Consider the following 13,216-nt stretch of genomic DNA (forward strand, 5'->3'; position numbering starts at 1 on the left):
CCGAGGCTGCTAGCGCTAGTAGCCGACCCTGCTAGCGCTAGCACCCCCGCTAGCAACAGAAACCAGCTCTGGCCAGGCCGTTAGCACGCTAGCGGCCCTCCTCGGCCGCGCCCTGAAACGAGCCCAGGAGGCTGTCATGCACCCTGCCGCACTCGCCGCTATCACCACGATCATCGGCACTCTCTGTTATGCCTCGGCGTGCTTTCTGAGCCCGTTCGGGCGCTGCCGCAAGTGCCGGGGGAGACGCCGAATCCTGAACCGCCTGGGCCGTGGATCCCGCGACTGCCGCCGCTGCGACGGCACTGGCCTGCGCCTGCGCCTCGGCCGCCACCTGTGGAACTACGCCCGCCGCCTCCATGACGGCCGCTAATCCATCACCCCAAGGAGCAACTATCAGCACGACTACGAGTCCGTCCCGTCAGATGCTGGCCTACGCACTGGCCGCTGCTGCCCGAGGTTGGCATGTCTTCCCGCTCACACCGGGAGACAAGGTGCCGCTCAAGGGCTGGAAGTGGAAAGAACACCACACCACCGACCCCGACGTCATCCGCCGATTCTGGACCGGCTCAGCCTGCAACATCGGCATCGCCACCGGTCCCTCCGACCTCGTCGTCATCGATCTGGACACCCCGAAGGACGGCGACCAACCGCCGCCGCCATGGGACCTGCCCGGCGTCACGGACGGGGCAGACGTCCTGGCCCTTCTGTGTGAGCAGGCCGGGCAGCCGCTGCCCTTGGAGACCTTCCAAGTCCGGACTCGCCGTGGCGGCACTCACCTCTACTTCGCGGCTCCGGAAGGACTGACCCTCGGCAACACCTCGGGCGCCAAGGGGCAAGGACTCGGCTGGCTGATCGACACCCGCGCCGCAGGCGGATACGTCGTCGGCCCAGGGAGCTTCGTCGACCTGCCTGATGGCGTCGGCACCTACGACGCCGTCCACATCATCGACCCAGCGCCCCTGCCGCCCTGGCTCGCCGAACGCCTCACTCCACGAGCCGCCGAGCCACCGATCGGCTTCACGGCCGCCGATGTGCTCTGCTCTCTCGGTGCCCGATCGACCGGCTATGCCGTGGCAGCGCTCCGCAACGAACTGCAGCACGTGCTCGACGCCGGCCCAGGCACCCGCAACCACACCCTGAACGTCGCCGCCTTCGCTCTTGGCCAACTCGTGGCCGCGGGCGTGCTGCCACACCGCCTGACCGAGGACGCACTCCACACCGCCGCCCACGCCATCGGCCTGTCCCCCCGAGAGGCCGCCGCCACCATCCGTTCCGGCTTCACCGCCGGAGCATGTCAGCCACGCCGGGGGATCGCATGACCAACCCAATCGACGCCAACACCATCCTGGAGAACCTGGACGCCCATGCCACCATCACCCGTCTGCACCGAGATCTGTCCGGCGACCTGAGCATCGGACTACCAGCACCGGCTCCGGCCGCCAACCGGGCCATGTTCTACGGCCTGCCCGGCGAACTCGTCCAGGCCGCCGACCCGACCACCGAAGCCGACCCTGTAGGTGTGCTGGCCTCCGCGCTGGCCGCTTGCGGTGCGGTCATCGGCCCCGGCCCGTACGTCCAGATCGGTAACACCCGCCACCCACTTCTGATCTGGCCGCTGCTCTTCGGCCGCACCGGCTCCGGTCGCAAAGGCCAGGCAACCGACACCGCCGAGATCTTCCTGAACAACGCCGGCGTCGGCTACGCCGACCTGTGCGTCACCGGCCTGTCCTCCGGCGAAGGACTGATCGAACGTATCCGAGACCCCGACAGCCCGGACGATCCCGGCGGCACCATGGACAAGCGCCTGTCGGTGACGGAGCCGGAGTTCTCCACCGTCATGGCCCGCGCCAAACGCGAGGGCTCCACGCTCGGCACCATGCTTCGACAGGCCTGGGACGGTCGCACGCTGGCCGTTCTCACCCGTAACGCCTACCGGGCGTCGAATCCGCACATCGCGATCATCGGCCACATCACGCCGAAAGAGTTCCGTATGCGCCTGGCGGAGGCGGACATGGCCGGCGGCTCCTACAACCGCTTCCTGCCCATCTACGTCGAGCGCTCCAAGCGCCTGCCCATCCCTGAAGGCGTAGCACCCGAGTTGCTGGCCGGCCTCAGCGGCAGGCTCCACGACGCCGTCAAAGCAGCCCGCCAGGTCAAGCGCATCGCCCTGGACGATCCCGCCCGCGCTCTGTGGTCGACGGAGCTGTACGAGGAGTTCACCGCCGCCGACGACGAAGACCACGCCTGGACAGAGTTCACCCGCCGCTCGGCGCCGTACTGCCTGCGCATCGCGGCCTTGTACGCCGCCCTTGAGGCCCGCAACCTGATCACCACTGCAGACCTGGGCGCCGCCGCCGCGCTGGTCCGCTACTCCATCGCCTCAGCCGTCTTCGTGCTCGACAAGCAGATGAGAGATCCCAAGATCGACCGCATTCGCCGCGCCCTCGACCAGGCTGCCGACACCGGCCTGACGCGCTCCGAGATCTCCGCTCTGTTCTCTCGCAACGTGCCGAAACAGACCCTCGACGAGCTTCTCACCAGCCTGACCGCCACCGGCCAGTACGAGTCCGTCACCACGCCCACGGGTGGCCGCCCCTCTGTCCGCTACCGCCGTACCAGCCCTGACGAAGAAAGAAGAAACAACTCCTCATGACCTGCCACTCACCAGCGGAAAAGCGACCTCCCGAAACAGGCCCTTGTTTCGTCCACCACGAAAGAACTCAGCGAATGGGGCCGCTCGCCAGAAGACAGGTCCGTCCACCACCATCACGTCCCAGTGCTGTCTGAGCCCGTGCCTGACTTCTTTCTTCTTTCTTCGTACTGACGACGCTCCAGCCTCGCAGCCACCAACACCGCGATCACATATCCGATCCACAAGGAGACGCCCTTGGCCACCGGCCTCAACCCGCGAGGGATGCTCACCCTCATGGAGCTCTGCGCCGAACTCCAAATCTCCCGCTCCACCTTCTACGACTGGCGAGCTAAGGGCCGCGCCCCACGCTGCCTCAAGCTGCCCAACGGCGACCTCCGCATCCGCCGTTCCGACCTCGACCGTTGGCTCTCGCGTCTGGAGGAGGCCGCTTGATGCAGGACATCACGTACGACGTGCGCGTCTACAAGACCGAGATCTACAAGGGCAAGACCACCACGACCTACTACGTCCGCTGGAAGGTCGGTGGCAAACCGCGGCGCAAGCCCTTCCGCAATGCGGCACAAGCCGACACCTACCGCGGGGAGCTCCAAGCAGCGGCCCGTAGGGGAGAGGCGTTCAGCCGCGCTGCTGGCGAGCCCGTTTCGTGGAGTCGCAGAAACCGTGCCGACATGAGTTGGTACGACTTCGTCTGCAAATACGTGGACATGAAATGGAAGGCCGCAGCGCCGAAATACCGCCAGGACATCGCCCGCGCGCTCACCGCCGCCACGCCCGCCATGTACAGCACGACACGGGGCAAGCCAGATGACCTGGCGCTCCGCACCACGATGCACCGCTGGGCCTGCAACACCAAGCACCGGGGAGAGGCTCCCGACGAGGCGGCAGCAGTGCTGCGCTGGCTTGCAGCCAACACCAAGCCCGTCTCCGCGTTCGCTGACGATCCCGGCCTCGCCCGCGACCTCCTCGACGCCGCCACCTCTCTCCTGAACGGTCAGCGCGCGGCGGCCAACACCGTACGGAAGCACCGCATGATCGTGTCCAATGCCCTGGATTACGCCGTCGAACTCAAGCTGTTGCCGGAGAACCCACTCAAGACGCTGAAATGGAAGCCGCCGGCGAGCACGTACGAGGTGGACCGGCGCAGCGTCGTTAACCACGCCCAGGCCAAGGCGCTGTTGGCCGCTGTGCGGGCACAGAAGCCGAGCGGCCCGCGCCTCGTGGCGTTCTTCGCCCTCATGTACTACGCCGCCCTGCGTCCCGAGGAGGTCGTCAACCTGCACCGCGACAACATCACCCTTCCTCCTGGCGACAACGCAGGAGAGCCGGTGAATGCGTGGGGCGAGCTTCACCTGCTCAAAGCGGCCCCGTACTCCGGCCGCGAATGGACCGACAGCGGAACCGCTCGCGAGGAACGCGCGCTCAAACACCGCGCCCAAGGCCACGGCCGGACGGTGCCCATTCCTCCGCCGCTGGTCGCCATCCTCCGCACCCATCTGGCCGAGTTCTGCGACGGTTCCCGCGGACGCCTCTTCTCCGGTGTGAGAGGTGGGGAGTTGCCGTTCATCACTTATAGACGAGCCTGGAAGGCCGCGCGCAAGACAGCCCTCACGGAGAAGGAGTTCACATCGCCTCTGGCTGCCAGGCCGTACGACCTCCGACACGCCTGCGTCTCCACCTGGCTCAACGCCGGCGTTCCAGCACCTCAGGTAGCCGAGTGGGCCGGCCACAGCGTGGACGTCCTCTTGCGCATTTACGCCAAGTGCATCGTCGGCCAAGATGAGATCGCCAAGCGCCGAATCTCGGAGGCTCTGGCTTGAGGAATGCTTCTTAAGATGCAACGAGACGTTTCAGCCCATACGCAGGCCCTCCCCGCGTGCGCGGGGAGCACGGGCTGGTCTCCTGGATATGCAGGGTGATCCGGGGACCATCCCCGCGTGCGCGGGGAGCACGGGTAGCGCGAACACTCTCCGGAGCCGCCATTGGGACCATCCCCGCGTGCGCGGGGAGCACCGTGCAACCAACACGCGAGGACTCAGCGTATCGGGACCATCCCCGCGTGCGCGGGGAGCACAGCGGTGCGACGGCGCTTCACAACAGCCATGTGGGACCATCCCCGCGTGCGCGGGGAGCACGCCGGGTACGTGGCGGTGCACTTGGGCGGCGCGGGACCATCCCCGCGTGCGCGGGGAGCACTCTTCGATGTCGAGCAGTTGGTCCATGAGCTGGGGACCATCCTCGCGTGCGCGGGGAGCACCTGTACGCCAGCAAGGACCGCGAACAGCACATGGGACCATCCCCGCGTGCGCGGGGAGCACATCAGCGCCCTGGCAGCAGGCGGCGCCCAGTTGGGACCATCCCCGCGTGCGCGGGGAGCACCCTTGGAACTGGCCCGGCGAGATGTTGCCGCGGGGACCATCCCCGCGTGCGCGGGGAGCACTGGGTCGTTGGGGTTGAGCCCTTGCGCTACCAGGGACCATCCCCGCGTGCGCGGGCAGCACGCCGCCTTGGAAGTCGACGAGGTGGAGGAGAAGGGACCATCCCCGCGTGCGCGGGGAGCACATCGCCGAGCGCTGGGTGATCAGGCCGAAGCAGGGACCATCCCCGTGTGCGCGGGGAGCACGCCCATGTGGCGAACTGGCGGACGCGGGCGAAGGGACCATCCCCGTGTGCGCGGGGAGCACCTCGGCGACCTGGGCATTTAGCTGTCGCTGAGGCAGTTTTCGAGCACTTTCACGGAATCAGACATTACGGACTCTCGCTGACGTTTGGGCGTGTGGCTGTCCGATGGTCTCGCCCAGTCTCGCATGGCACGCGCTTACGTGCCTGGTGTGATTGCCCGCGGGAGATCGGGTAGGGCGTTCGGCATCCGAGCATCAAGGACCTTACCGGCGGTTCCGGCGGGCATAGGCGGGCCACGATGATGTCGAAGTCAGGAGAGTCTGTACTTCCGTTTGATGGCGTCGGCTTCTTCCTCGGTGACCCTGCCCGGGGTACGGCTCAACGTCTGCCGCAATTCGTCCATGATGGCCCGTCCGGAGTCGCGGGCTCGCGTACTGAAATGGCTGAGTTGGGCGTCGAACTGCTTGGCGGTGGGGCCTGTCCAGACCTTGCCCGTTCGGAAGGCTCGGCAGGGCCTGTCGACGTCGGTATCGATCTGTTCGACCATCGGGCCGATCGTGCGGATGGCGTGCTGGAGTGCCTCGTACAACGGGTTGCTCACCATCGCCGGCATCGGTTCAGTCCTTGGTGTTCTCGGGGTCCGGGGCGGCGTCGGTTATCAGCTTCGGTGCGACGAGCTTCATCATGGCCACCACGTCGGCCTCGTTGTCCCGCCCCTTGACGCCCCGCCAGAGATCCACGATCACGCGGTTGAGGCCGTGCACCAACACCGCCGATGCCTGGGTGTCGTCAGCACTGCTGTCCTGCCCATAATTACCGATAGCGCCGGGGACGATTTCCGGAAGAGGTTTGGCGCCTTGGCTGATCTCTGTTTCGACCTGCTCTTTCGATCCGCCGGGTGACAGGGAGATCTGCAGCACCTTTGGCTTGTTTCCGGCCGAGTCGTAGACCCAGCAGCCTCCGGTACCGTAGTTATTTCCGTCCAACTCCTGACCAACCGTCAGGTCAAAGTCACCCCTGACGATGGGGTCGCGCACACCCGTTATCAGCCGTACGGCGTCCAGCGGAACGAAGTCGCAGACATATGGGGGAGCAGCGATCGACGGAAGCGGGGCATGGTTCACTGGAGCGCTCTTCTGCGCCGGCTCTGGCTGGCAAGCAGTCAGCAGCAGCAATACGCTCAGCATCCCAGTAGGGAAGAGGACGTGACTCTTCGTCATGGCTTGAACTCCGACATGCCGTCCTCGATCCCCTTCTCCAAAGCTTCGGAGACTTTGTTCCACTGCTTTCCGGCCAGCCCTTCGCGCAGCCATCTGTCGTAGGCGTCGACACGTGGCTGAACGTCGCCTGGATACGGCGCCATCTCATCCGGTGTCATCAGCGACTTGCCGTCGTTCTTCAGGAAGTTGTTCGATGACGTGCGAGGGTCTTCGCCCTTGCCTAACCCTTCCAGCGAGCCCCACGGATGTGTAGCGGCCGGCGGGTCGGTCCTGCCGAATAGTCCGTGTCCGAGCATGGCGTCAATGGCGAGTTGATCGACCAGGGACTCGGTCTTCGCCTTGGCCGTGTTGGCCTCGAAGATCGCCTTGTTCGCGTGCTTCTCACTCTTGGCGGACTCTTCGATCATGCTGGTCCACGCGCCCATGACGCCGGCTGTTATCGCCCAGGGAACGGCCTGCGGGATTGCGAGCCCAGTGTTGACCACGGCCATGAATATTTTCGCGTTCCGCTCCTGGGCCGAGTCCAACGCCTTGCCTTCCTCGATCTTGGCGATTCCGCTGGCATCGGCGATCAATCCGAAGCCGGCCGCCGCTTCCCTCGCGTTGATCAGAAGGGAACCGTTTCCCTTTCCTGTAGCCGACTGCTCAGCTCCATGATCCAGCATGTTCTTCGACCACGCAGTCTGGGATGCGGTCACTTCCGCCAGTGCGTTCGGGTCGTTCTTGAACACGTTCTCCATGACCATGCGCAAGCCTTCCCTCTGGAATTGCGCACCCCACACCTGGTCCTCTAGTGGCAGGTGCAGGCGGGTAGCCGTGTAGACGTTGGAATCACCACGTGGCGGTTCCTGCGCAATACGAGTGACGTCGTTGATGTACGCGGACAGGATGCGCGTGATAGCTCCGGCCGGAACGAAGGAAGGCTTGCCGTACATGTAGTGCTGCCCCTGTAGATTGATGAAATCCGCGGCCAATCCGGCAGAGATGAATCCCGGCGAGCGATTCTGTATGGTCCCGTCGCGGTCCCGGTACGTCAAAGTCGCAGCCTCAACCGCATCGCCGAAAGCCGCTCCGTCGTCGTACATCGGTCGCTCGCCGACGTACCGCTTCATAATGCTGGGATCACCGGAAAAGAAGTTCTGTGCCGCCTTCGGATGCTTGGCCAACGCCGCCATGACGCCGATCATCGGATCCAGCGGTATATCCGCCGAGGCCGCGTCATTCCACGTTTTGCGGTCGAGAGCCTCTAGCGTCCTGGCGACGTCCACCAGGAAGTCCTGATTGAACGTGCCATGCGGGAGCAGCGCCGACAGTGCGTGCTGATCCACCGGCACCCTCAGATTGGAGAGCAACTCCTCCCGCCAAGATGCGTTCAAGCGTGAGCTGGCCGCGCCGAGGGCCTTGCCCAGCGCCGCCTGCAGTCGCTTCTTGTCGGCGTCCTTGGGATACGCCAGCCCTCCGATGAGATATCGAAACCGCTCGGTCCCCAACGCGTACATCAGCGACGTGGCAAACCCCTCATCCCCCGCCCGCTGCTCCAACTCAGCAATCGTCTTCTCGTCCACCTCGCCGTTTTTGATGGCCTCGCTCAGCTTGGCCGCGGCTGCGTACACATCGGGATCGCTGGAAGCCCTGGCGTACAGCGCTTCGTCAAAGGGCCGCAGCCCGCCGGTCGTATCGGTGGCCCATTCCGTGGTCACGGCCTGGATCGTCTCGTTGCGCCGCCGTAACTCCGGACGTTTGGCACCGATCCAGTTGCCGAGTTCACGGATCGCGTTCAGCCGTGAAGTATCCAGATCGAGGTCCTGCAACATCCGGCGGATCTGCGGCTCGGTCCTGCCGAGCGTCGTCTCGGCCTGGCCGAGGTCGCGCTCGAAGTCGTGCATCAATTTCGGGTCAATCCCCGAGTAATTCCAGTCGGGCGGTGGAGCGACCGGTGGTGGCGTCAAGGACGGTCCTACCGGCGTTGTGTCGGTTCGGGGAGAGGGTTCGGCCGGTGGCTGTTCCGGTGACGCCTGGGGAGTCGGTGACGGCGGGGTCGTCATGACGGTTCTCCAGCACGTACGAGGACAACCGGATTGTCCCCCAGTCCAACTGTCCCCGCGAGGGGCGCATAACGTACCAGCATGGTCATTTCCTGGCTCTGAGACGCCCAGACGCCAGGACGTACGCACCGCACGCTCCGCAGGTTCATAAGCACACAGCCACACCAAAATCCCGAAACGACCAGTGCCCCGCTCACCAAACGCGACACTCGCGCCATGCAATACGTCAAGGGTGCTCGGTGACACATCCCCGCGTACGCGGGCAGCACGGGCCGCCCTTGGGGTCGCGCCTCGACGGGATGGGACCATCCCCGCGTGCGCGGGGAGCACCGCGGCGGCGACGACGGGCCGTAGAGGAACACGGGACCATCCCCGCGTGCGCGGGGAGCACTGAGGCGCTCGCGCAACCTCTCGTCGTGGATTGGGACCATTCCCGCGTGCGCGGGGAGCACCTGACGCCCCACGGCGAACCCGCGATGACCTCGGGACCATCCCCGCGTGCGCGGGGAGCACAAAATCGCAGGGAGGGAGATGGCTGACCCAGAGGGACCATCCCCGCGTGCGCGGGGAGCACGAGCCCCGCCCCATGCGGATGTCCAGCCCGAAGGGACCATCCCCGCGTGCGCGGGGAGCACTCGGTCACGTCCACGGACGTGGTGTATGAATCGATCTTCGCGTGATCCTGTTTCTGCAGGTTAAGCGGTAAGTGTCTGTGGGAGCGGGTTCTGGGCTGGTGTGTCGTCGGCGACGAGCCGGACACGGGCTTTGGCCAGGACGTCCAGGCCCATATAGCGTCTGGCTTCGACCCACTCATCCGTCTGCTCAGCCAGCACGGCACCGACCAGCCGGATGATCGAGGCCCGGTCGGGGAAGATGCCGACCACGTCGGTGCGACGGCGGATCTCCTTGTTCAGCCGCTCCTGCGGGTTGTTCGACCAGATCTGCGGCCAGATCTCACGAGGAAAGGCGGCGAAGGCGATCAAATCTTCCCGGGCGGCGTCCAGGTGCTCGGCCGCGGCCGGATGCTTGGCCTCAAGCGTTTGCACGACCCAGGCGTGCTGAGCGCGCACCGAGGCGCTGTCGGGCTGATCGAAGATGGTGCGCACCAGCGTGGCCACGAACGGCTGTGCCGACTTGCTGACGCAGGTCAGAAGGTTGCGCAGGTAGTGGCTGCGACACCTTTGCCAGGACGCGCCCGCCACGGTGGCGCCGATCGCCGCCACGAGCCCGGCGTGACAGTCGGAGATCACCAGCTGCACCCCGGACAGACCGCGAGCGACCAGGCCGCGCAGGAACGCCAGCCAGCCCGCACCGTCCTCAGCACTGGCGACCTCCAGCCCAAGGATCTCGCGCCGCCCGTCGGCGTTGACGCCGGTGGCCACCAGGACGTGCACGTTGATGATGCGGCCGCCCTCGCGCACCTTCTGGGTCAGCGCATCCAGCCAGACGAAGGTGTAGGGGCCGGCGTCCAACGCGCGGGTGCGGAAGGCTTCAACCTGCTCATCCAGCGTCTTGGCCATCTGGCTGACCTGGCTTTTGGAGATGTGCTTGATGCCGAGCTGTTCGATGAGCTTGTCGACGCGCCGGGTCGAGACGCCCAGCAGGTAGCTGGTGGCCACGACGCTGATCAGCGCCTGCTCGGCCCGTCGCGTGCGCTCCAGCAGCCAGTCCGGGAAGTACGAGCCTGAGCGCAGCTTCGGGATGGCCAGCTCGATCGAGCCCGCGCGCGTGTCCCACTCGCGGGGACGGTAGCCGTTGCGCCGGTTGGTCCGCTCGTCGCTGCGCCGGCCGTAGCCGGCGCCGCACAGGCTGTCGGCTTCGGCCGACATCAACGCCTCGGCCATGGTCTTCACCATGGATCGCAACAAGTCGGGGTCCTGGGTCTCGATCTGCTTCGCCAGCCACTGCTCGGGCGTCACACTGTTGTCCGCGGCCATCACGTGTTCTCCTTCGATCTTGACTTTCGCCTTCGAAGGATCACGCGATGGCCGTCACCATTTCACGGCGCCACGCCTGTGACCAGGCCTAACTCGTACACCACTCCCGTGGACGCAACCGAGCACTCGGCGCACGAATACAAGACCGCTCAGGAGGCGGGACCATCCCCGCGTGCGCGGGGAGCACCATCTGGGCGCCAAGTCCTGGACGGCCGACCAGGGACCATCCCCGCGTGCGCGGGGAGCACGGTGGTCATCCGGGTTTTCCTCCGATCGGGCGGGGACCACCCCCGCGTGCGCGGGGAGCACCTGGACGCCGGGGCGTACGGCAGCTCGTTCATGGGACCATCCCCGCGTGCGCGGGGAGCACATTGAGACCGTTACCAAGACGGTCGAGAAGGAAGGGACCATCCCCGCGTGCGCGGGGAGCACCGCGTCGCGCTGATCCACTACCGTCCGTCGGCGGGACCATCCCCGCGTGCGCGGGGAGCACGCGAGCCCGAGACGACCGCAGGCCTGATCAGCGGGACCATCCCCGCGTGCGCGGGGAGCACTTCACTCCACTGGAGATCTTCGAGCGAGACCGTGGACCATCCCCGCGTGCGCGGGGAGCACTGCGTCGCGATGGACTACGGGACGACGAACCCGGGACCATCCCCGCGTGCGCGGGGAGCACACCTCCGTCAGCGTCCCCGTCCTTCCTGGCCAGGGACCATCCCCGCGTGCGCGGGGAGCACCCGCGTATGGGCTTGAGGCTCCGCCGCTGGAGGGGACCATCCCCGCGTGCGCGGGGAGCACCCGCGTATGGGCTTGAGGCTCCGCCGCTGGAGGGGACCATCCCCGCGTGCGCGGGGAGCACGACGCGGGCGGCCTGGCGGTGCTGCCGCAGGTGGGACCATCCCCGCGTGCGCGGGGAGCACGCTCTGTCGTTAGGCATGACTGTTGAAGAGTTGGGACCATCCCCGCGTGCGCGGGGAGCACGGGATATGTACCTGGAAATGCGTGAGTTGGTTGGGACCATCCCCGCGTGCGCGGGGAGCACAGCTCCACAGAGACGCCGATCAGTGAGTCTGCGGGACCATCCCCGCGTGCGCGGGGAGCACGAGCTCGGCGGGCTCTTTCTCCTCGGCGAAAAGGGACCATCCCCGCGTGCGCGGGGAGCACAGGCCGGTGACGTTCATGAAGCCGAGCGCGTTCGGACCATCCCCGCGTGCGCGGGGAGCACGCCTCGGCGATCTCCGTGAGGTCGGCGCCGTTGGGACCATCCCCGCGTGCGCGGGGAGCACATGCCGCGGGTGAGTAGTTCCTGCGGCGTGCTGGGACCATCCCCGCGTGCGCGGGGAGCACGTGGCGGGGCGGCCAGCCGGCAGGGGCGATCTGGGACCATCCCCGCGTGCGCGGGGAGCACGCCAAGGGCCTGGTCAAGGCCGTGTTCTCGACGGGACCATCCCCGCGTGCGCGGGGAGCACGCCAAGGGCCTGGTCAAGGCCGTGTTCTCGACGGGACCATCCCCGCGTGCGCGGGGAGCACCCGTCGATCGCCGCCTTGAACGACGGGTAGAGGGGACCATCCCCGCGTGCGCGGGGAGCACGAGTCGGAGACGGCCACCCTGATGTGCAACGCGGGACCATCCCCGCGTGCGCGGGGAGCACAAGAACAGGACGCCGCTCTCGCAGCGGGGCCCGGGACCATCCCCGCGTGCGCGGGGAGCACACCGCGTAATGCGCCGAGTTCAGGCCTGACCCGGACCATCCCCGCGTGCGCGGGGAGCACTTATAGTCGCGTTCGCCCTCGACCGGCTTGCCGGGACCATCCCCGCGTGCGCGGGGAGCACGCGCTGCCGGCTGACGTGCAGGTCATTCGTCAGGGACCATCCCCGCGTGCGCGGGGAGCACTTGGTGATGAGACGTGAGGATCACCCGGCATCGGGACCATCCCCGCGTGCGCGGGGAGCACCGTCGTCTCCCCATCGTCGGCGCCCACGGTCAGGGACCATCCCCGCGTGCGCGGGGAGCACCGTCGTCTCCCCATCGTCGGCGCCCACGGTCAGGGACCATCCCCGCGTGCGCGGGGAGCACCGTCGTCTCCCCATCGTCGGCGCCCACGGTCAGGGACCATCCCCGCGTGCGCGGGGAGCACCGCTCCGGCTTGACGCGGCAAGTTAGTGAACTGGGACCATCCCCGCGTGCGCGGGGAGCACCAGCACGGCGGCGTGGTCCCAGATGATCTCCGGGGGACCATCCCCGCGTGCGCGGGGAGCACAGTCATGATTCTCGAAATGCTGGCCGGGGGAGGGGACCATCCCCGCGTGCGCGGGGAGCACTCTGGCTGACCTGCGCCGTTACCGGCTGCCGAGGCGGTTTTTGAGCACTTTCGCGGAATCGGACATTACGGACTCCCGGAGCTGTGGATTGAGATAGCAAGGAGTCACCTCTGGTTGGAGGGTTCGGCATTGAGTCTTGCATGCCGCTGGGCGTGCGCACGTATTTGGCACGATCGCCCGCCGACGATCAGCTGCAGCCGTACACCACCGGACACATCAAAAAGCCCTTGGCCGACGTTTCCGCTGGTCAAGGGCGCTTCGCTGCTGCTCGAACATGGTGCCCCCGGCAGGATTCGAACCTGCGGCACCCGCTTTAGGAGAGCGGTGCTCTATCCCCTGAGCTACGGAGGCGGACCTACGTAAGCCTAGCGAAAGTGCGGCACTGTGTGCGACGTGCGGGGTGGGTCACTTTGGTGGGG

At 66.8% G+C, this 13,216-nt stretch carries 8 protein-coding genes, 1 tRNA gene and 3 CRISPR repeat arrays; of the genes, 4 read left to right on the plus strand and 5 right to left on the minus strand.

Annotated elements, in window-relative coordinates; translation table 11 throughout:
- The first annotated feature begins 422 nt into the window (after positions 1-422).
- The 4 genes from C1J01_RS22800 (at position 423) to C1J01_RS22815 (ending at position 4,470) form a co-directional block, all read left to right on the plus strand.
- Positions 423-1,319 carry a bifunctional DNA primase/polymerase gene (locus C1J01_RS22800; protein ID WP_111181005.1) on the plus strand — a complete coding sequence of 299 codons (897 nt, stop codon included), beginning with the start codon at positions 423-425 and terminating at the stop codon, positions 1,317-1,319.
- Positions 1,316-2,653: a YfjI family protein gene (locus C1J01_RS22805; protein WP_181448915.1), complete on the plus strand. Its 1,338-nt coding sequence runs from the start codon at positions 1,316-1,318 to the stop codon at positions 2,651-2,653. The genes C1J01_RS22800 and C1J01_RS22805 overlap by 4 nt, the downstream gene beginning before the upstream one ends.
- A 234-nt stretch (positions 2,654-2,887) precedes the next feature.
- The gene (locus tag C1J01_RS22810; RefSeq protein WP_328589661.1) at positions 2,888-3,085 is read left to right on the plus strand and encodes a helix-turn-helix transcriptional regulator; all 198 of its coding nucleotides are present in this window, start codon (positions 2,888-2,890) and stop codon (positions 3,083-3,085) included.
- Entirely contained in the window at positions 3,085-4,470 is a 1,386-nt protein-coding gene (locus C1J01_RS22815) for a tyrosine-type recombinase/integrase (RefSeq protein WP_111181008.1), read from the plus strand. Before C1J01_RS22810 ends, C1J01_RS22815 begins: the two co-directional genes overlap by 1 nt.
- A 42-nt stretch (positions 4,471-4,512) precedes the next feature.
- A CRISPR array of direct repeats spans positions 4,513-5,334; the repeat unit is 29 nt; unit sequence GGGACCATCCCCGCGTGCGCGGGGAGCAC.
- 248 nt (positions 5,335-5,582) lie between these two features.
- On the opposite strand, the gene C1J01_RS22820 is transcribed toward C1J01_RS22815, so the two are convergent.
- The 5 genes from C1J01_RS22820 to C1J01_RS22835 form a co-directional block, all read right to left on the minus strand.
- Positions 5,583-5,885: a hypothetical protein gene (locus C1J01_RS22820; protein ID WP_111181009.1), complete on the minus strand. Its 303-nt coding sequence runs from the start codon at positions 5,883-5,885 to the stop codon at positions 5,583-5,585.
- Between the two features lie 4 nt (positions 5,886-5,889).
- Positions 5,890-6,459: a hypothetical protein gene (locus C1J01_RS49225; protein WP_146615692.1), complete on the minus strand. Its 570-nt coding sequence runs from the start codon at positions 6,457-6,459 to the stop codon at positions 5,890-5,892.
- Between the two features lie 29 nt (positions 6,460-6,488).
- A complete protein-coding gene (locus C1J01_RS22825) occupies positions 6,489-8,378 on the minus strand; it encodes a hypothetical protein (protein WP_111181010.1) in 1,890 nt (629 codons plus the stop codon).
- 460 nt (positions 8,379-8,838) lie between these two features.
- A CRISPR array of direct repeats spans positions 8,839-9,172; the repeat unit is 29 nt; unit sequence GGGACCATCCCCGCGTGCGCGGGGAGCAC.
- Positions 9,173-9,232: 60 nt separating this feature from the next.
- Complete coding sequence (locus C1J01_RS22830) at positions 9,233-10,474, minus strand: IS256 family transposase (RefSeq protein WP_111181011.1); 1,242 nt, start codon at positions 10,472-10,474, stop codon at positions 9,233-9,235.
- Positions 10,475-10,632: 158 nt separating this feature from the next.
- Positions 10,633-12,797: a CRISPR direct-repeat array (repeat unit 29 nt; unit sequence GGGACCATCCCCGCGTGCGCGGGGAGCAC).
- Positions 12,798-13,072: 275 nt separating this feature from the next.
- Positions 13,073-13,148 (minus strand) — tRNA-Arg (locus C1J01_RS22835).
- Positions 13,149-13,216 lie beyond the last annotated feature (68 nt).

It is taken from the genome of Nonomuraea aridisoli, assembly GCF_003236395.1.
Classification (GTDB): Bacteria; Actinomycetota; Actinomycetes; order Streptosporangiales; family Streptosporangiaceae; genus Nonomuraea; species Nonomuraea aridisoli.

What these genes read in the sequence shown, in the direction of transcription:
- C1J01_RS22815 (WP_111181008.1), top strand. Translation starts at nt 3,085, where the DNA reads ATGCAGGACATCACGTACGACGTGCGCGTCTACAAGACCGAGATCTAC.
- C1J01_RS22825 (WP_111181010.1), bottom strand. Translation starts at nt 8,378, where the DNA reads ATGCACGACTTCGAGCGCGACCTCGGCCAGGCCGAGACGACGCTCGGC.
- C1J01_RS49225 (WP_146615692.1), bottom strand. Translation starts at nt 6,459, where the DNA reads ATGCTGAGCGTATTGCTGCTGCTGACTGCTTGCCAGCCAGAGCCGGCG.
- C1J01_RS22805 (WP_181448915.1), top strand. Translation starts at nt 1,316, where the DNA reads ATGACCAACCCAATCGACGCCAACACCATCCTGGAGAACCTGGACGCC.
- C1J01_RS22830 (WP_111181011.1), bottom strand. Translation starts at nt 10,474, where the DNA reads ATGGCCGCGGACAACAGTGTGACGCCCGAGCAGTGGCTGGCGAAGCAG.
- C1J01_RS22820 (WP_111181009.1), bottom strand. Translation starts at nt 5,885, where the DNA reads ATGCCGGCGATGGTGAGCAACCCGTTGTACGAGGCACTCCAGCACGCC.
- C1J01_RS22800 (WP_111181005.1), top strand. Translation starts at nt 423, where the DNA reads ATGCTGGCCTACGCACTGGCCGCTGCTGCCCGAGGTTGGCATGTCTTC.